The sequence below is a fragment of the Phormidium sp. CCY1219 genome, assembly GCF_055795085.1.
The window spans coordinates 21,600-41,089 of sequence record NZ_JAYFEQ010000859.1; the positions used below are offsets into that span (position 1 = coordinate 21,600).

The 19,490-nt window shown below is 49.7% G+C and carries 14 protein-coding genes and 1 pseudogene; 6 read left to right on the forward strand and 9 right to left on the reverse strand.

The annotated features are described in order from the left end of the window. Nucleotides 1-123: 123 nt before the first annotated feature. Nucleotides 124-480, forward strand: a pseudogene (locus AC0QH1_RS27905) (CVNH domain-containing protein); the annotation flags it as partial. Nucleotides 481-860: 380 nt separating this feature from the next. On the opposite strand, the gene AC0QH1_RS27910 reads toward AC0QH1_RS27905, so the two are convergent. Both AC0QH1_RS27910 and AC0QH1_RS27915 read right to left on the reverse strand, forming a co-directional pair. Further along, the gene (locus AC0QH1_RS27910; RefSeq protein ID WP_324634712.1) at nucleotides 861-1,007 is read right to left on the reverse strand and encodes a hypothetical protein; all 147 of its coding nucleotides are present in this window, start codon (nucleotides 1,005-1,007) and stop codon (nucleotides 861-863) included. Nucleotides 1,008-1,227: 220 nt separating this feature from the next. Next, complete coding sequence (locus AC0QH1_RS27915) at nucleotides 1,228-1,500, reverse strand: hypothetical protein (protein WP_324634713.1); 273 nt, start codon at nucleotides 1,498-1,500, stop codon at nucleotides 1,228-1,230. A gap of 1,115 nt (nucleotides 1,501-2,615) precedes the next feature. Here AC0QH1_RS27915 and AC0QH1_RS27920 point away from each other — a divergent pair. Further along, nucleotides 2,616-5,075 carry a PAS domain-containing sensor histidine kinase gene (locus AC0QH1_RS27920; RefSeq protein ID WP_324634714.1) on the forward strand — a complete coding sequence of 820 codons (2,460 nt, stop codon included), beginning with the start codon at nucleotides 2,616-2,618 and terminating at the stop codon, nucleotides 5,073-5,075. 370 nt (nucleotides 5,076-5,445) lie between these two features. Next, nucleotides 5,446-9,009 (forward strand): EAL domain-containing protein, encoded by a 3,564-nt coding sequence (locus AC0QH1_RS27925; protein ID WP_324634715.1) that lies wholly within the window; start codon nucleotides 5,446-5,448, stop codon nucleotides 9,007-9,009. Between the two features lie 330 nt (nucleotides 9,010-9,339). On the opposite strand, the gene AC0QH1_RS27930 is transcribed toward AC0QH1_RS27925, so the two are convergent. The 4 genes from AC0QH1_RS27930 to hisG all read right to left on the reverse strand — a co-directional run bounded on the left by AC0QH1_RS27930 (nucleotide 9,340) and on the right by hisG (nucleotide 14,368). Beyond that, complete coding sequence (locus tag AC0QH1_RS27930) at nucleotides 9,340-9,795, reverse strand: response regulator (RefSeq protein WP_324634716.1); 456 nt, start codon at nucleotides 9,793-9,795, stop codon at nucleotides 9,340-9,342. 286 nt (nucleotides 9,796-10,081) lie between these two features. Continuing rightward, entirely contained in the window at nucleotides 10,082-11,296 is a 1,215-nt protein-coding gene (locus AC0QH1_RS27935) for an ATP-binding protein (protein WP_324634717.1), read from the reverse strand. 215 nt (nucleotides 11,297-11,511) lie between these two features. Further along, the gene (locus AC0QH1_RS27940; protein ID WP_324634718.1) at nucleotides 11,512-13,398 is read right to left on the reverse strand and encodes an ABC transporter ATP-binding protein; all 1,887 of its coding nucleotides are present in this window, start codon (nucleotides 13,396-13,398) and stop codon (nucleotides 11,512-11,514) included. A 325-nt stretch (nucleotides 13,399-13,723) separates the two neighbouring features. Continuing rightward, on the reverse strand, nucleotides 13,724-14,368 hold the full coding sequence (gene hisG, locus AC0QH1_RS27945) for an ATP phosphoribosyltransferase (protein WP_324634719.1): 645 nt from the start codon (nucleotides 14,366-14,368) through the stop codon (nucleotides 13,724-13,726). A 177-nt stretch (nucleotides 14,369-14,545) separates the two neighbouring features. Here hisG and rppA point away from each other — a divergent pair, with 177 nt between their 5' ends. Then, nucleotides 14,546-15,235 carry a two-component system response regulator RppA gene (gene rppA, locus AC0QH1_RS27950; protein ID WP_324634720.1) on the forward strand — a complete coding sequence of 230 codons (690 nt, stop codon included), beginning with the start codon at nucleotides 14,546-14,548 and terminating at the stop codon, nucleotides 15,233-15,235. A gap of 43 nt (nucleotides 15,236-15,278) precedes the next feature. On the opposite strand, the gene AC0QH1_RS27955 is transcribed toward rppA, so the two are convergent. After that, nucleotides 15,279-15,512, reverse strand: coding sequence for a hypothetical protein (locus AC0QH1_RS27955; RefSeq protein WP_324634721.1), 234 nt, complete (start codon nucleotides 15,510-15,512; stop codon nucleotides 15,279-15,281). Between the two features lie 357 nt (nucleotides 15,513-15,869). On the opposite strand from AC0QH1_RS27955, the gene AC0QH1_RS27960 reads away from it, so the two are divergent. Together AC0QH1_RS27960 and hemG are read left to right on the forward strand one after the other, a co-directional pair. Next, nucleotides 15,870-16,094, forward strand: coding sequence for a DUF2811 domain-containing protein (locus AC0QH1_RS27960; protein WP_324634722.1), 225 nt, complete (start codon nucleotides 15,870-15,872; stop codon nucleotides 16,092-16,094). Between the two features lie 57 nt (nucleotides 16,095-16,151). Beyond that, nucleotides 16,152-17,594 (forward strand): protoporphyrinogen oxidase, encoded by a 1,443-nt coding sequence (hemG, locus tag AC0QH1_RS27965; protein WP_324634724.1) that lies wholly within the window; start codon nucleotides 16,152-16,154, stop codon nucleotides 17,592-17,594. Between the two features lie 109 nt (nucleotides 17,595-17,703). On the opposite strand, the gene AC0QH1_RS27970 is transcribed toward hemG, so the two are convergent. Both AC0QH1_RS27970 and AC0QH1_RS27975 read right to left on the reverse strand, forming a co-directional pair. After that, a complete protein-coding gene (locus AC0QH1_RS27970) occupies nucleotides 17,704-18,426 on the reverse strand; it encodes a response regulator transcription factor (RefSeq protein WP_324634725.1) in 723 nt (240 codons plus the stop codon). 790 nt (nucleotides 18,427-19,216) lie between these two features. Continuing rightward, nucleotides 19,217-19,490: hypothetical protein (locus tag AC0QH1_RS27975; protein WP_324634726.1), on the reverse strand; the 274-nt coding region annotated here is incomplete at its 5' end.

Consider the following 19,490-nt stretch of genomic DNA (forward strand, 5'->3'; position numbering starts at 1 on the left):
GAAGAGAGAGGATTTGCTGATGTTGAATTACCGTACATTTATCACTTTACTCGGCTTCCTTGCAGTAGCATACTCACTGTTGCCCAAGATGGCTTTAGCTAATGGCAATTTTTTAGTCACCGTTGTAGAAGTTTAACCCTTGATGACAGAACTTACAGTTCGATTTTAAGGGCAGAGTGCAAAACAATGGCAGGTGAATGGATTCCTGCCAGTATCGACATCAATCACTATATTACCAATATTGACGGGCAGTTAGTTTGGCAAGAAAATGGGAGTTTTACTTCAAGTTGTAAGGCAGAGTTGGAAGTTATTACCTCGGAAACACTCTCTTATTCCCCAACCTTGTTAGCTTCATGTCATAAAGACTCCAGTGTTTTTTATTTCCCTTTTCCTTTTCTTCCCACACCCACCACTGATAACCTGTTGAATCTTAACGAACGGCTTGTTAATTTGGATGGAAAACTCAGGTATGTTCGCTAAAAAGATGGAAAAGGGGAATGAATTGCAGATGAGGAAGTAACAGGAATAACCGAATAACCATCCCCCACAAATTCAACTTTTCTAGGATGCTGTAGATAGATGTTGCGATTAGTGTTGCGAGTTCCCGATGTGCGAACAACTTCGGTAGCTGGCAATTCGTCTTTTTTGGCTTCGATGACGGCGAGTTTTTAATTGCGGTAAACTAGCAGCTAATCGCCAGATTCGGGCGTACCTGGTTTTCCACTACCCAATCAGCGATCGCGGGTGATATGCTCGCGAGAAATCCGGCGATCGGGGACAACGCCCCGGTGGTTTTGAGTGCGGGGTGAATTCATTCGGCATGGGTTTCGGGCCGTTCATGGGATAGGTTCAGATAAGGATTACTCTGAATTCTCTTCTATGTGATTTTCTCGCTCGTATTGCTCGATCGCTTCTTTAATCGTTTCATCACTAACATCTGATAAATCCGATTTATAATAAATGGTGGCCCGGATAATATTGTCTTCGGTTTTGAGATAAGAAATCACTCGATATCCGCCACTTTTTCCTTTTTGAAGGTTGCTATGTTTGAGACGAACTTTGAAGACCTGATATTTGACGCCTGCTATTCTATCACCGGGGAGTTGACCGGCTTGAAGTTGCTCGATTAAAGGCTGGATATCGCTACGAATTGAACGATAGGGTTTAGCCAGTTCTCACAGATCCCGTTTAAAGCGAGGAGTTAGGGCGATTTGGATGGGTGAAGGTTCACTCTGCATCAATGCCCTCCCACATTTCTGAGAGGGGAATCGTCTCTCCTGTTAATGCTTCCTGTAACCCTTGGCGAATGCCTTCTATCGCTATTTCGGTTGGGGTCTCATCCGGGTGCATGAGATAAACGTCCCCCATTGTTACCGGGGTGCGCGGTTGGCTTTTTTCTCGCTCCAAACCCAAACGAAAATAGTGAATCAGGTCGTAAATTTCTGCGAGTTTTTCTTCGGGAATATCTTGTAATTCTTGGATGATTTTTTGCAGTAACATAAATCCTCCTGCATTGAATGGTGATATTAACTAAAGAGACAAGGATGATTTAGGCGGCTGCCTCCTTAACCGTTCCTTGTATGTTTTGCCTGGGTTTTTTAATGTTAACGCATCTGCTGTCTGGAATATCCCTTCATCAATTTTATCGGGTCATAACCTAAGGATTAGGGGGTGCTGCTTCCCCCTGATTCACCCGGCGGACCTACAAGCCTCACCGGGGGGCGAGCTTCTCTTGGAAAAGTCCCAGTCACGCGCCCAGGTTACGGATGAGGTGGGGGGTCTGGATGGGGGTTGGTTCATGTTCTTTACTCTATCATCACTCAGGTGATTGCGATCCTTAATTGCGACTCCAGCAACGAGAACACATACAAACGAGAGCGAAGAATTAGCCCGCGTAGGCGGGCTTGGCTTGCTCAGGCACGATTTCAATCGCCCGCTTCTGGGAACGAGAACATAAACGAGAGCAATGTGAGATAAAGAGGCGGGGTCTCGGAAAGGATGTTCCCAGGCTGGAGCCTGGGAACGAGAGCAGCTTCTGGGAACGAGAACACAACGAGAACACATAAGAGCAATTCGATCGCCGGCGGAAATTGCAAGTTGTAAATAATTAACTCTAAACTTGCGATAAGTTGCAATGGATCCCGGGGTGGGTGAGGAACAGATCGGGAGAATGTAGGGAAAAGCGATCGCGGGTTGCAAAAAAACGCAAAAAATGTAAAACTACCTTAAAAATATGCTACAAAATACAAAACTTGGCAAAAGCGACAGGGTAGAGGAAGGATTTTTCCGGAATCGGCTTCGCAGGGGATTGTATTGAAAGTCCGGTTGAGAATGGGGTTGGCATCTGCTCGGGAGTTTGACCGGAATCGAATATAGGGGAGCATCGCTAAATCGGAATCGGGTAGCACCAGGGTCAATAAACAACAGCAGGGAGGAGCGATCGCCACAGAACGAACCAGCAGCGGGAGAGAGTGCATGTTCCCGCTCAGCGGGCGTTTTGGAGGGGTCAGGGTGAGGATGACGGAGCGAATGAAATGAGAGTCGATCGCGTCGCGTCATGTATTTTAGTAGAAAAATGCACAGGGTCACAACTATCATAGAGGAGGTTTTCAGCCATGCAGAATATATCAGTGCAGGCAAATACTAAGACCACAATAGAGCATCACCACCCCCAGAACTGGCGATCGCTTCCCAAATCCAGCGAAGCGATCGCCACTCAGAGCGAACAAATGTTTCGCCAATTTGTGGAACAGGTGCCAGTAGCGGTAGCGATGGTCGATCGCAAGATGCGGTATTTAGCCATGTCCCAGCGGTGGCGAAACACCTATTGCTTCGGCGATTGCGAGGCGATCGGCGCGTCTCATTACGATTTGTTTCCCCACCTATCAGAAAAATGGAAGGAAATATATCATTGCTGTCTGAGCGCTGGAGAAGCAAAAAGCGACGAAGATTGCTTTATCAAGCCCGATGGTACCGTAGAGTGGGTGAAATGGGAAATCCAGCCGTGGACCGATAATTTTGGGAAAATCGGCGGATTAATCCTTTATAGCGAACCGATTGGCGATCGCAAACAACTCGCCGACGCCCTCCAACTGACGCAATTCGCAATGGATAAAGCGGCGGATGCAGTATTTTGGATGACCGCCGATGCCAAACTCAGCTACGTCAACGAAGCCGCCTGTCAGTTACTCGACTATTCCACAGAAGAACTGAACTCCCTCACTGTCAGCGACATCGACCCCACCTTTAACCGAGCGATTTGGGCAGAACATTGGTTAGCCATCAAACAGTTTAAAAAATTCACCTTTGAATCCAACTATCGCACCAAAAACGGAGAAATCATTCCCGTAGAAGTGCGCGTTAACTATTTAAAATTTAACGGAGAAGAATATCACTGTGCCTTCGTGCGCGACATCACCGAACGCAAACAAGCCCAACTAGCCCTGCAAAATGCCAACGAGCAACTGCAAGCCGTATTAGATGCAGTTCCCGGCTTAGTGTCTTGGGTGAGTTCCGATTTGCGCTATGTCGGCGTCAACCATCACTTATCAACCGCATTTAAAATGCCCTTAGAAAGCTTTCCCGGGCAGCGGGTAGGCTTTTTAGAAAACAGTCCGAAATTCGCGCAACTGGTAGAGGAATTTTTCGCCAGTGAGGAAAAGACTATCTCCCAAGAAGTGACGATTGCGATCGAGGGTAAACCCTGCAGTTATTTAATCGTGGCTCAGAAATACAATCAAGGCAAAAATGCGGTATTTGTGGGATTAGACATTAGCGATCGCAAGCAAATGGAAGCCGCATTGCGCCGCAGCGAAACCCTATACCGCACCCTGGCCAAAAACTTTCCCAACGGGGCGGTTTGCCTGTTCGATGCCGACCTTCGCTATACCCTAGCCGAAGGCACGGAATTAAGCAAAGTCGGCTTATCCAAAGAATACCTAGAATCTCGCAATTTGCGCGAGGTATTCGGTGAAGAAATCGCCACCCTTTGCGAACCCTTTTATCGCGCCGCCCTAGCCGGAAAAGAAACCGTCACCGAAGTGCCTTATGCCGATCGCCTTTACCTCGCCCATCACATTCCAGTTCGCAACGACAATGGCGAAATCTTAGCCGGAATGGTGATGACGCAAAACATCACCGAACGCAAACAAGCAGAAGTCGCCTTGCGAGATTCCGAAGAACGCTTTCGCCAACAAGCGCAACAGCTAGAACGCACCTTAGACAAACTGAAAAAAACCCAAAGCCAACTAATTCAAACCGAAAAAATGTCCAGTTTGGGACAACTCGTCGCCGGGGTAGCCCATGAAATCAACAATCCGGTGAGCTTTATTTACGGAAATATTGCCCACGCCCAACAATATGCCAATGAATTACTAGATTTGGTCGCACTGTATGGGAAACATTATCCCGACCCCGAACCGGAAATCGAAGCCTATCTCGACGATATCGGATTGGAATTTTTACGGGAAGATTTTCCCAAACTGATGACATCGATGCAGGTGGGAGCCGATCGCATTCGCGAGGTCGTACTTTCCTTGCGAAACTTTTCCCGCTTAGACCAAGCGCAGAAAAAGCCCGTCAACATTCACGAAGGCATTGACAGTACCTTATTGATTTTGCAAAATCGCCTGAAAGCAAAAGCGGGACGACACAGCATAGAAATCATCAAAGAATACGGCGAACTGCCCTTAATCGAATGTTATGCAGGACAGCTAAACCAAGTCTTTATGAACCTGTTGACCAATGCCATTGATGCGGTGGAGGAAAAAGAGAAAAAAGCGGAAAAATATGCCGCATTTGCCCCGCCATCCTCACCCTGTATTCACATTCGCACTGCTGTCACTAAAGGTAAATGTATTACCCTGGAAATTACCGATAATGGAGTGGGAATGACGGCGGAAACGAAAAAACGCTTATTCGACCCATTTTTTACCACAAAACCTGCGGGACAGGGAACTGGATTGGGATTATCGATTAGCTATCAGATTGTAGTGGAGAAACATGGGGGAAAAATTCGTTGCGATTCCACGCCGGGAGTGGGCACTTTGGTGAAGATTACCCTGCCGATCGCGTAATCTTTTTATCCGACGAGCGGAAAATGGGGTAAGATGAGGGGAAGGCTCGATGAGTGTTTCAGAGGGCTTCGCGCCCTGATTGAACCAACCAAAGAGTGAGGATGCAGATAAGCGGAATTTAGCATAACGGAGGGACATGGCATCGCCGTGTCCTTATCGTTCCCAAAGCGCGATCGCTGGCAGACTGGAGTCAGGAAACCAAAGCATCGGACACTGAGGCGCTAAAATATTTTATTGTTTATCTGCAATCGATGGCAGAGGGAATAACCCGGGCGATCGCAGCGGTTAATTCTGTGTCGAGTGCAACAAAGATCCTCTGCCAATCTGTCCTAAGATAGAAAGTTATCAGAGGAAATGTCTGGTGGGGCAGATGAAAAAACCGAGGGTAAGACAACCGATGAGTGGGAGGACGATTGTAGGACTGTTGGCGATCGCCAGTGTCGTCACCTTTACCAGTCTCTTGTCCCTCTACAAACCCCTAACACAACACCGAGAAAGAGAACTCCTGTGGACCGTGCAGACCAAAGCGTTAGCCATGCAGGGCCTTTGGGTGACAGCGAGAGAAACCGGGGAACATCTCTGGGAAGATTCCCAGTTGCGCCAAAGTTGGGCAGACTATAACCAAGGTAAAATCAGCCGCCAAGACTATCGCGAATCCATCGCGCCACAGTTGGAAGCGCGACTCGATGAATTTCTGGTGGGTATCGCGCATTGGGATGAGAATGACCAGCCGGTGGTGCAGGTGGGGGTGCAAATTCCGCAACCATCCGAGTGGCTTTCCCGAGACCGGGAAGCGATCGCAGTACATGAGCAATCTTACTTAATTTTGCGGCAAGAAATTGGCGGCGATCGCGGCTTGGGAAGCAATTTGATGATATTTGCCCTGAACAATTTCCCGCCAATTCTCTCTCAAACCAGCAATACCAACTTAGCCGAGAATAGCGGGGTCGCGCTGATTGACCATCGCGACAAACTCGAGGTATTTCCCCTGGGGAATTTTCCCCCAACTAATCGGTTAAGTGTAGCAGAAAAGCGGGCGCTAACCGAAGTCTTAGACAACCAATCTGCGTTTCCCAGTACCGCGATAAACTGCCGCGATTGCAGCCAAGTGATGGCCTATGCGCCGATGATAGATAGGGAGAACTGGGGAGTAATTGCGATCGCAAACAAACGGCAATTGTACCGAGGGATAGATGGGCAAATGGCCCTGGTAGGAGTGGGTGCGATCGCAGCAACGATCGGGTTAGGGAGTCTGATGGCGATCGCCTTGCGAAGGCGGGTCGGGGAGTTTCTCTGGGCGCAACCGGGCGATCGCTGTACCCTCGAGCATGCCTTAGAACAAGAACAACAATTTAGCAGAGCGTTATTTGAAGCCAATCCGGCATTTTTCGTGGCGATTCGAGCCGACGGTAAAGTATTGTTAATGAACCAATCCATGCTCGACCGATTGGGCTATACGTTAGATGAAGCAATCGGGAGAGATTATTTATCCAACTTTGTGCCGAAGCCAGAGCAAGAAACGGTGGCAAAATTATTCGTGGAATTGCTACAGCACGATCGCCCGACGCGCAATCAAAACCACGTGCTAACCAAAGACAAGCGAGAAATTTTAGTGGAATGGCATGGGAGAACGATTTTCAATAAAGAAACCGGGGAGGTGGAATTCTTTTTTGGGGTAGGAATCGATATCAGCAATAGCGATCGCGCTGCAGCAGAAACGCGCCTGCTGCAACAGATTACCCAAGATGTGAGCGAAGCGGCAGATTTTGAATCGGCGATCGCCGTCGCCCTGCGGCGGGTGGGAGAAACCACCGACTGGGAATTTGGAGAAGCGTGGATTCCCAATGAAGAGGGAACCGAGCTTTCCTATAGTCCGGTGTGGTATTATCGAGAACCGAAGTGGGAGAGATTTCGGCGCTGCAGCGAAAACTATACTTTGGCCGCCAATGAAGGATTGCCCGGACGAGTGTACTCATCTCGGCATCCCGAATGGATTCAGGATGTATCGCGAGTTTCGGGGGAAGTGTGCGTGCGGCATCAGATTGCGGCAGAGTGCGGGCTGAAAGCGGGGTTAGGAGTACCGATCGTCCAGAGCGATCGCGTGTTGGCGGTGTTAGTGTTTTTTATGAGTGCGCCGGGAGAAGAAGACCGGCACGCGATCGACCTGGTATCCTCAGTGGCGATGCAGTTAGGGGGGCTATTTCAGCGCAAACAGGCGGTGCGCGCCCTGCAGCAAGCAGAAGCGAAATATCGCAGCATTGTAGAAAATGCGGTGGAAGGGATCTTTCAAATTACGCCGCAGGGACAGTATCGCAGTGCCAATTCCGCATTGGCGAAAATCTACGGGTATGCCAGCGTAGGGGAGATGATGACCTGCTTTCGCCAAGTGGATTATCAGCACTATGTTGACCCGAATCGCGGCCAGGAATTTTTGGACTTGCTGCGAGAAACCGGGCGGGTGTCGGGATTTGAGGCGCAAGTATATCGGCAAGACGGGAGCAAGATATGGGTATTGCAGAACCTGCGAGCGGTGTGCGATGGGGGAGAGCTGTTGTATTACGAAGGGTCGGTGGTGGAGATTACCAGTCGCAAGTGGACTGAGGAACAACTGCGATACAATGCCTCTCACGATGCGCTGACGGGACTGTGGAATCGGTCGTTTTTCATGGATCGGCTGGTCAAGGCGGTGTCGCGCAATCAGATGGAGGAAGAGTATGGGTTTGCGGTGTTGTTTTTGGATTTGGATGATTTTAAGTTAGTGAATGATAGTTGGGGTCATGCGGTGGGCGATCGCTTGCTGATGGCGATCGCGGGGCGACTGGAAAGGCGCTTGCGTGACGGGGATACCTTAGCCAGATTTGGCGGCGATGAGTTTACCATTTTGCTGGAAAACATTGGCGGAATCGAAGCGGCGATCGCCATTGCGGAGGAGATACAGGAGGGGTTGAGCGAACCATTTCACGTCAGCGATCGCGAAATCTTTGCCAGCGCCAGTATCGGTATCGTCCACAGCATCAGCGGGGATTGTCACCATCCCGACTTCTTGCGAGATGCCGATATTGCCATGTATCGGGCTAAGGCAATGGGGAAAAAGGGCTGGGCGATATTCGATGCGGCGATGCGAGAAGAAACCGTGCGGCGATTGGAGTTGGAGACGGATTTGCGCCGCGCGATCGAGCGCGAAGAATTCGAGATGTGCTACCAGCCGATCCTCCGCTTGGGGACCTTCGAAATTAGCGGGTTTGAAGCCTTAATGCGGTGGAATCATCCTCGGCGAGGGGTGGTGTCTCCGGGCGAGTTTATTCCCGTCGCCGAGGAAGCCGGTTTAATCGCACCGTTGGGAGAATGGTCTTTGCGCGAAGCTTGTCGCCAGTTGCGGATTTGGAAAAAGCAATTTCCCACCTATCCTTGTTTGAGAATGAGCGTCAATTTGTCCGGGAAGCAGCTTACGCCGGATTTGAGCGATCGCATCGGTGCCATTCTGCGCGAAACCGGGGTAGAAGGATGGGATTTAAAGTTAGAAATTACCGAAACCGCGATTGTTGCCGATCCTCAAGGGGCGATCGCGATTTTCAAGCAGCTCAAAGCCCGGGATATTCAGCTTTGCATCGATGATTTTGGCACGGGTTATTGTTCCTTGAGCTATCTGTATCAATTTCCGGTGGATATTTTAAAAATCGACCGCTCTTTTATTTGTAAAATGGCAGATTCTAGCCATGACAACGCGCAAATTGTCCGGACGATTATTGCCCTCGCTCACGGCTTGGGGATGGATGCGATCGCCGAAGGCATCGAAAATATCGAGCAGGTGCAGCACCTAGAATTGCTCAAATGCAAATACGGACAAGGGTATTTTTTCTCTCCACCGCTCAACAGGAAACAGACAGAAGTGTTTTTAGCGCAGCATCAATTGAGTCAGACGCCAGTGGTGTGATACTCCCCCATTTTTGCGCTCAATTCCCGGGGAGAAGATGTGGCAATATTATATCGCGTCCGGTGGATAGTTAATTAAAGCGGGCGATTGAAATAGCCCGCTTTTGATTGGTATTTGACCCACCATGAGATTACAACTCATATCATCGCCGTTGAATAGCCGGGAATATTGGTTGGGTGCGAGATCTCAACCGCACGGGCCGGGGGAGAACCATCCGCAACCACAAGGCAAACCGATTGCGATCGGGCAACCCTACCATCCTTTGGGAGGGAAAATCAAAGGAAAAAACCGCAGGGGTATTGCGGTTAAACAGCGTGTTACATGTTATTTTCAACTGCTACAAGAGGGCAAGCAAACCAACTCAAACCAGTAGCGACAGACTTCTTGCATCATCCATACTAATTTCTCGAATGTCATGGGTTTTACCAAGAAAGAATTAACTCCCGCTTGATAGCAATTAAAGATATCTTCCTCTTGGTGGGAAGTGGTTATTACCACAATGGGAATTGCTCGCATTTTCGGGTCAGACTTGAGGCGTTGCAGGGCTTCGCGCCCATCCACTCGGGGCATATTCAAATCCAGCAAAATCAAATCCGGTGTCGGGAAAGCGGTTACATCTGCATAGGGATCGCGGTGATACAGATAATCCAGGAGTTTTTCACCATTATGCACAGCGTAAAAATGGACCGGTAAATCCACTTCTGATAATGCTTCTTGCATCAAAACGCAAAATCCGCTATCGTCATTGGCCATTAAAATAGTGAACAGTTTGGTGCTTGATTTCATTGTTGTTTGCCCATATCGGTCTCTATCTCGAGGTTTTTCGGATCGAGAGAGGGAGGATTGAGACTTGAGAACCGCTCGAAAATTAGTTTGTGGCTGATAAAGCCTGAAAGCAGTATAGCTTGTTTTGTCTTTATTTTCCCAATTTAATCGGGTGAATGAGGGGGAGAGGGGTATCGCCCCATAGGGCCGCCCAGCGCAAAGGGCGATCGCCTGCTATCAAATATAGTTGAAATTGAGCCGACTTTTGTTATCCATAGAGAATGGGCGATCGATTCACCTGCGGCGCTCAATCGCTGTGATTTTTGCATTGTAATTCTTTCTCATTCCGGGAAGGATTGACATTGGGAAGGGTAAAATAAAAGGTGGTGCCTTCGCCGGGAAGCGATCGCAGCCCAATTTTCCCGCCATGAAGTTCCACAATCTTTTTACAAATTGCCAATCCAATCCCGCTTCCGGGATATTCCGTTTCCGTATGCAAGCGCTGAAAAATTTTAAAAATGCGCCCTTGTTGTTTCGGGTCGATTCCGATCCCATTGTCTTCCACGGAAATCACCCAATCATTCTCCTGGAGAACCGCACTCACGCGAATCACTGGGGGTTTACCTTCTTGATGATACTTGATCCCATTGCTAATTAAATTTTGAAACAACTGCACCAAACGAATCGAATTCCCCCAAACCCGGGGTAAATTTCCCTCGGATGTGACCACTGCTTGGGTCTGGCGAATGGTTTGTGCCAGATTGGATATGGCCAACGCAAACACCCGATTGCAATCTATCATTTCAAACCCTTTATCGCGGCTTCTTCCCAACCGGGAATATTCCAGCAAATCTTGAATCAAACCTTGCATTCGCAGACTACCGCCAATGATATTGCCTATATATTTTTTTGCTTTAGCATCCAGGTGTTCCTCGCTGCGATTTTCCAGCAGTTCCGCGTAGCTAGCGATAGTTCCTAAAGGCGCTTGCAAGTCGTGGGAAACCACATAGGCAAATTCTTCTAATTCTTGATTTGAACGTTCCAGTTTTTGGTTTAACTGCTGCAATTGCTGTTGTGCTGCTTCGCGATCGCGGATTTCGGCGTGCAAGCGCTCGTTTTGATAGGTAAGTTGCTGCTGCAGACGGCGAATCGTCAATTGATTCGCCACCCGCACCACCACTTCTTGCACTTGAAAGGGTTTTTTAATATAGTCTACTGCTCCCACGCGAAAGGCTTTTATCTTATCCATTGTCTCATCAATAACGCTGATAAAAATCACCGGAATAGCCCGCGTTTTTGGATTGGATTTCAGTTGCTCGCAAATTTGATAACCATTCATTTCTGGCATTTGGATATCCAGCAAAATCAAATCCGGCGTAGTATTTTCCAGCACCTTCAGCGCCATCTCCCCGCTTCTGACACAGCGAACTACATACCCTTCTCGCTCCAAAATATTCAGTAACAGCCGCAGGTTTTCTAGGCGATCGTCTACAATTAATATTTCCGCGTTTTCCCCTTTCATGTTTCGCTCAACTTTTATGGAATTTCGCAAAATCCTGAAATCAATGCTAATAAACTTCCTGTAATATCTTTGATTTTATCCCTAAATATCTTAATCGTCAATTGTTTGAGGGAACCGAGGTGGGGAAGTTGAAAGGGGAAGCTTTCAACTCCAGAATCCGTCAAATATTCTCCCTCATTCGGTTAAATTATGAACGATTCATACCCACTTTTGCCCTAATTACCCAACATTTGCAACTTGTACAAACTGGCATACAATCCCTCCCGCGCCAAGAGTTCTTCGTGAGTGCCTTGTTCTACCAATTCCCCTTGTTTGAGAACCAAAATCCGATCCACATTTTTAATCGTCGAGAGGCGGTGGGCAATAATAATCGCCGTGCGGTTTTCTAATAGGCGATCGAGGGCATCTTGAATCAGCGCTTCCGTGCCCACATCCAAACTAGCGGTGGCTTCATCGAGGACTAAAATTCGCGGGTTGCGAATCGCCGCGCGGGCGAATGCCAAAAGTTGCTTTTGTCCCGCAGAAAGATTCGTCCCTCTTTCGCGCAATTGGGTATCATATCCTTCGGGCAATGCTTCGATAAAACTCTCCACATTCGTCGATCGCGCCGCTTCACGAATCTGCGCCATCGAATAGGTTTCGCCTAGGGTGATATTGCTTTTCACATCCCCGGCGAAAATAAATCCATCTTGCAGGATAACTCCGAGGTGCTGACGCAGTTCAGCTTGGCGCATATCGCGCACGTCGATGCCATCGACTAAAATGCGACCTTTGCTGGTTTCGTAAAGGCGACATAACAATCGAATAATCGAACTTTTTCCCGCTCCCGTGGGACCGACGAGGGCAACTTTTTCCCCGGATTTGATGGTAAAGTTCAAGTTTTTGAGGACGTATTCATCCTCTTTGTAGGCGAAGGAAACGCGATCGAAGCGAATTTCCCCGGCGTGGGATTGACTGAGGGTTGCCCCGCGATCGCGCGGTTCGTTTTCGGTTTGAGCCGGCACGGAAACGTAGCGCATGATTCCGCCTTCGGTTGGCTGATGTTCCGGGTCGCGAATTTCGATAGGTTCGTTGAAAATATCGCTAATCCGTTCCATGGCGGTAAATCCAGCTTGAATGGCGGTGAATTTGTCTGCAAACTGGCGCAGGGGGTCGAACAATCGCTGAGAAAATAGGATAAATTCGGCTAATTTACCAAAGGTTAGGGTATCGGCGAGAATCAACCTTCCGCCCAACCACAAGACACCGGCGATCGCCACCAATGCAATCCATTCTAGAGTTGCCGAGACCGAAGCATCATACAAAATCGTTCGATCCACGGCTTTGATGTAGCGCTGGTTATTGTTTCGGAATAATTCAGCGTTAAAAGTTTCCCGGCGAAATAGTTGCACTACCGAGACGCCGGTAATGTTTTCTTGCAGTTTGGAATTGAGCGCTGAAAGTTCTTCCCGGGCGCGATAGTTTTCCTGGCGATATTGCTGCTGGAAATAAATCACCACCCCCGCGATCGGGATTAGCATCAGCAACAGCAATGTTGCCAGTTGCCATTGACGATAGAACATCACCACCAAAATCACCACAATGGAGAATAAATCGGTGATGATGCCGATCGCCCCGGTGGAAAACACCTCCCCGAGGGCTTCCACATCGCTGGTGAGGCGGGTAATCAAGCGGCCCACCGGGGTGCGATCGAAAAATCGCACCGCCAAGGAGGTTACGTGGTCGAATAAATCATTGCGGATATCCGCCGTGATTTTCTGACCCACCTCCTGAACCAGATATCCTTGCACCGCTTGTAGGGTGAATCGCACCGCGATCGTGGCGAATAATAACCAGGCGAGAATATTCAACCCGCGCGAGAGCGTTACCCCTTGCAAAAAGGGAATATTCGTCGGTTCAGAACGAATTAGGGACACCGCCTGACCGATGAGAATCGGTTGAACCGCACCCGCCAGGGAAAGGGGGATTAATAATAACAGCGAAATCAGCAGCAAACGCCCGCTGCGACGGGCATAGGGTACCAACCGCAAAAACAAACGCCAGTCATTTTCGCGACGGCGCGATCGCTTTTGCTCTGTTGTGGGCGGTGATAAGCTAGTCATCGAAAAAAACCTTTTGCCAAGCAGAAATACACGCCCTCCCACTGTAGCGCAACCGCCGATTTTCTCCTCATCCCCCAGATAGAAAACCGATGGGGCATCCCGCCCGCCAGAGGGAACGGATTGCGCGCAATATTCCCCTTCACTGCACCGCTGTCCCCGTTCCTGTTTCTGCCAAGGGTTAATTTTTGCCGAATATTTCCACGGATTTCGATTGGGTTTCTCGGATTTTATATCGCCGCCGTTATTCGCAGAATTATCCAGAAATCCTCTCAGGAAAAAACTCGGTTTTTTTCTATTTTACCCGATTTTTCCCTCAATTTCACCTTTAAACTGTTGCCAAACTGGCTTCGCGTATTTGGGAAGTCAAGTCGGACAATCCATCATTATTCAGGCGATAATTTAAGGGATTGGCAATCAATCGGGCGGTACTTTCAAAGAGGATTTCGATTTCGATTAACCCGTTTTCTTTCAGGGTACGACCTGTGGAGACTAAATCCACAATTGCCTCAGACATGCCGGTAATCGGACCGAGTTCTACCGAACCGTACAAGGGCACGATTTCTACGGGTAAATCGAGTTTTTGAAAGTGTTCGCGCGCGCAACGAACGAATTTGCTCGCGACTCGTCCGTGGGCGGGTAAATCCAGCGATCGCCGATAGGGACTCGACTCTTTCACCGCCACCGACAACCGACATCCGCCAAATCCTAAATCGATTAAATGGGCCACTCGCGGTTGTTTTTCCCGCAAAACGTCATCACCGACGATTCCCAACTGCGCTTGACCGTATTCGACATACACCGGCACGTCTTGCGCGCGCACCAGTAGTCCCCTCGCCTTTTCCGTGGGGTCGAGAATTTGCAACTGTCGATTGGATGAATCGAGAAATGCACTAAAATCTAATCCCACTGACTGTAGCAGTCGGATGCTATCGCGTAATAGAGATCCTTTGGGCAAAGCAACGGTAAGCATAGGACAATGATAAAGTAATGGTTCTATAGTTTACTCGCGATCGCGCGCCGAGTGGAAATCCCTGGTGGGGTGAAGGATGAAACCACACCGTCCCAACTCCCAAGTGTTTTCCCGCTCTTATTCTCCCCGCCTCAGTGTCTCTGAGTCAACCCTACTCGCCAATTCTGTATTATCTCTATGCGAATTCTGTTAGTTGATGATGAAGTCGAACTCACCGATCCCTTGTCTCGGGTGCTCACTCGCGAAGGGTATCGCGTTGATGTGGCTTATGATGGCGCAACTGGTGGCCAATTGGCAACTCGAGAACATTATGACCTGCTGATTTTAGATTGGATGTTACCGCAAAAATCGGGCATCGAAATTTGTCAGGAAATTCGCGATCGCGGCGATATGACCCCGGTGCTGTTTTTAACTGCAAAAGATACCTTGGACGATCGCGTACTCGGTTTGGATGCTGGGGCTGATGATTATTTGGTCAAGCCTTTTGAATTGCGCGAATTACTTGCCCGGGTTCGGGCGCAATTGCGGCGATCGCTCGTCGGCGAAACCGCCCCCAATCCCGATCGCCTGCGCGTGGATGACTTGGAATTAGACCCGGACAATCAGCTCGCCTACCGAGGCGATCGCGCTATCGAACTCTCGGAAAAAGAAACCAAACTCCTGGAATATTTTATGCGCCACGCGGGTCAGTTACTCACCCACAACCAAATTTATCACCAGTTGTGGACTGAAGAAACTAAACCCAGCAGCAACGTTCTCGCCGCTCAAATTCGCCTCCTGCGTCGCAAAATAGAAGCCCCCGGCGAAGCTCCTTTAATTCATACCGTCTATGGCAAAGGGTATCGTTTCGGTTCTGGTATCGAATGATAAATTTGTCATTTGTTATTGGTCATTGGTCATTGGTCATTGGTCAATGACCTCTGCCCGGAAGTTGGAAAAATTTTGCAATTCTTATTTTTCGATGGAGTTTTCCCCACAGATTCCACATGGATTTCCACAGGGGAACTGAAGTTTTCCACAGATTAAACAAGGTTTTCCACAGGCGATCGCGCTCGAGGTGGAGTGTTTCGGTGGAGTTGGGGATTTCTCCGCCGCCCAGCCGCCAGGGAACTGGCGGATCCTTTTTTATGAACTTTTGTAACAAAAAGTGGCTTCAAAGGCTGATTCTTTCGTAGGGGGTAGGAGCCGTGTGGGTGAGTTGTAACATTTCGCAACGTTGACAATCCCACCCCTTCTAAGCGCACAATGAATCCGCCGACCTAAAAATTCTGGCAGCGGCATACAGCTATCTAAAGATTTGTCAACCCCCCAGAGGAATCGAAAAGTGACGTCAGCAAAAGAGACGGGAAATTCGAGACTGAGGGAGGGGGGAGCGAATCGGGCAACTGGGGGATATCTGGAGAGGGGCATCATCACACAGGTGCCTCGATCGGGAGAATGCAGCCCCCAGAAGACTAGAAAGTTAGGAAAGCCGTTGTACGCGCAAGGAGGATTTCGAGAAATGAACCCAAACGTCAGCATATTGGCCGAGATTCCAGAAGAACTGCATCAATCGCTCAAGGGGTACTTAGATGCTCATCCCGAGTGGGACCAAGACCGAGTATTTGCGGCAGCCCTGTCCCTGTTTTTGTTGCAAAATGGGGACAATAGCACGCCGGAGTCCTCGCGCAACTATCACCAAGCAGCGAGGGTGTATTTAGAGACCCTATTTCAGCATCCGGTGTAGAGGGAAGCGAGAGCAGTCTAAAATCGAAAGGCTAAGCTCTAAATAGTAAAGATTGAAATGACCGAAGCAGCGAATCCATCTACCACAGTCGATGTCTTGATAGTGGGTGCAGGGATTAGTGGGCTAAGTATGGCGCACGACTTACAGCACCCCCGGAAAAGCGATCGCCCGTTTAACATATTAGTCGCCGAAAGTCAAGGGCGAGTTGGAGGACGAATCGTCACCGCATCCGGGGATGGGTTTCTCTGGGAGTCCGGGCCAAATAGCTTTGCCCCGACCCCAGAGCTGATGAAATTAGCGGTAGATGTGGGGTTAAAAGACGAACTACTGCTTGCCGATCGCTTCCTGCCCCGGTTTGTGTATTGGCAAGGGGAGTTGATGCCAGTACCGATGAGTCCTCCAGCAATGGTCAAGTCAAAGCTGTTGAGTGTGCCGGGGAAACTCCGGGCATTAGTCGGGGCATTAGGATTTGTAGGGCCAAAGATGGGGTCCGAGGAGCGAGAGGAAACCGTAGCGGAATTTTTCCGACGTCATTTAGGGGATGAGGTTCTCAAGCGACTGGTGGAGCCATTTGTTTCTGGAGTTTATGCCGGAGATCCGAATCAACTGAGTGCATCGGCAGCATTTTCGCGAGTAAAGCGACTAGAAGAGATAGGCGGGGGGTTGGTTGCGGGGGCAATCCTGTCAGCCAAGAACAAGAAAAAACCTGCCGTGGCAGTGGATCCGAACGTACCGCAAGCGAAGCGGGGGCAATTGGGGTCATTTCGGGAGGGATTAGAAGCCCTACCCAAAGCGATCGCCGGCACCCTAGGAGACGCGGTGAAACTGAACTGGCACCTGTTGCGCCTCAGTCCCAGGGAAAAAGGCACCTACATTGCCGAATTTTCCACACCAGAGGGAGTAAAGCAGGTAGAGAGTCGCAGCGTAGTGCTGACCACTCCCACCTATGCGTCGGTGGAGATATTAGAGCCGCTCGATGTGGAATTAGGGATGGCATTAAAGGGGATTACGTATCCGTCGGTTGCTTGTGTGGTGTTGGGATATCCCACAGAAGCATTCAAGCGGCCCATGAAAGGATTTGGGAATTTAATTCCGCGAGGGCAGGGAATTCGCACCCTTGGAACCATTTGGGGATCGAGCTTATTTCCCGGACGTGCGCCGCAGGGGTGGGAGATGGTGATTAACTTTATTGGGGGAGCCACCGATAATGCGATCGCCAACTTAAGCGAAGAAGAAATCGTGAATGCGGTGCATCGAGACCTGTGCCAAACCCTACTCGGGGAGGATGTAGAGCCGAAGGTATTAGCGGTGCATTTGTGGAAGCGAGCCATTCCGCAATACAACCTCGGACACCTGCAGCGTCTCCATCGCATCGAGAGACAATTGCAGCAGTTTCCCGGATTGTACCTGTGTGGCAACTACAGCGATGGTGTCGCCTTAGGAGACTGCGTGCGTCGCGCCCAAGAGGGGGCTGAAAAGCTGCGGGAATATTTAAGGTAAAGGAGAGTCGGTAAGCCAAAAGAAGCGATCGAGCCGTGGGAGTCTGGAGAACTTCTCCACCCTGCCAGGGAGAAGCGCCACGGGTTCTACGGCTCGCGACTCAGTGGGTTCATGTTGACTCAGTAGATTGGGGGTTTTGGCTCGGTTCGAGTTCGAATTTATAGCCCACACCGCGCACGGTTTGAATTAGTTTGGGATGATGGGCATCCGGTTCGATTTTGCGGCGGATTTGACCGATATGCACGTCCACCACGCGGCGATCGCCCACATAGTCATAGTCCCAGACTTCTTGAAGCAGTTCGGTTCTGCGCCAAACGCGACCGGGATGACGGGCTAAAAAATAAAGTAAATCGAATTCTAAGGCAGTTAAAGAAACCGGGAGTTCGTCGAGGGTGACTTCTCGACGGACCGGATCGATTTGCAGGTGACCGAAGTCCAGACAGGGTTGTTCTGCGGTTTGAACCACTCGTTGGCGCTTTAAAAGCGCCCCGACGCGGGCACCGAGTTCAACCAAACTAAAGGGTTTGGTAATGTAATCATCCGCCCCCAAGTTAAAGCCTCTAATTTTGTCGGCTTCGTCGGTGCGGCTAGTGAGCATCAATACAAAAACCCCGGTTCGGTTTTGCATGGCTTGACAGAGCTGATAGCCCGTCGTATCGGGCAAATTGACATCCAAAACCACTAAATCCGGGTTAAATTTCTCGAATAACTCGAGCGCTTTTTTTCCATCTTCAGCCGACTCCATTTGATAGTTTTGCTTGCTTAAAAAGCGATGGATTAAATTGCGGATGGCAGGGTCATCATCAACGACAAGAATCTTGGCAGGGGCCATAGCTAGAACTGTGCTGGTGTGAACTGGTCAAGAAGCATGATTCAGGCTGACACGAAAAGCCAGATGGCTTTCTGGGAGAATTCAGCAGCTTTCTCGGTGGGAAATAAGCGGCCTCTACAATAACTTTACCCAGCATTTTAAAATATTATCGATTGGCAACAGTCACGCGGGGTGGGGTCGAACCGGTCGCCGCTCCTTGGAACCGGGGGGGGGGAAATGGGTTTGACAATTCCGGGAAACTGGACGGCGCGCGCCTCCAAAATGAAAGGGGGCGTATGGCTGACTATACAACAGATTGGCATCCAGCCACTAGGGGAAAGTCAAACAAAGGGGAGGGGAGTGGATGTTTTCAAGGTAAATTGAAAAAGAGGCCGTTGCGGCGAGTGGTTGCACGCGCCTGCGGAACTGGATGAGGCGGCCTGCATTGCCGCTTCTGCAATCGCTCCTAGGTTATCCCCGAACAGAGGCTCCCTTGCACCCTGGTTTAAAATGCGCTGACGCTCTCCTGAGAGACGACAGCGTTCAGTGGCGGCAGGGGTCGCTGCCTTAGAAAACTGCAAGCGATCGAGGCAGGGACTTGAAAGTTCCAAACCATACCTTAGCTTAAAACTGTCTTGGGGTTGTAGGGGACAAAAGGCTATAACGGAGCTAGAGGCTTCGACGGGCTTGGCGATTGCGAAAACGGCGTGCGGCTTTTGCGATCGCCTCCAAACAGGAAACGAAAACCCGTTGATTCCGATTGCGGGAAGTGGCAGGATGCCAAACCCCAACTCAACCCCGGATAGCTCCCTCAGCGGGGTGTGACAGGCGTAGCGACCCTTGATGCAGACCCATAGGCGTGGAGGTCTTCTCCTGCCCTCGTAGCAGTGTAATGGTGAATATACCAAGATTGTAGAGAAAATAGAGGGTAGTCCATCCGGCCAACAATGGACGACGGGCGATCGCAAATGCTATTCGACCGAACACAGTTGGCAGCCAATATTTGCCAATATTTAGCTTCTCGGCGGGAAGCCCCGCGCTCTACCCGTGCTTGGTGAGCGTCGGGATGAGAGCCAGGGGAAATG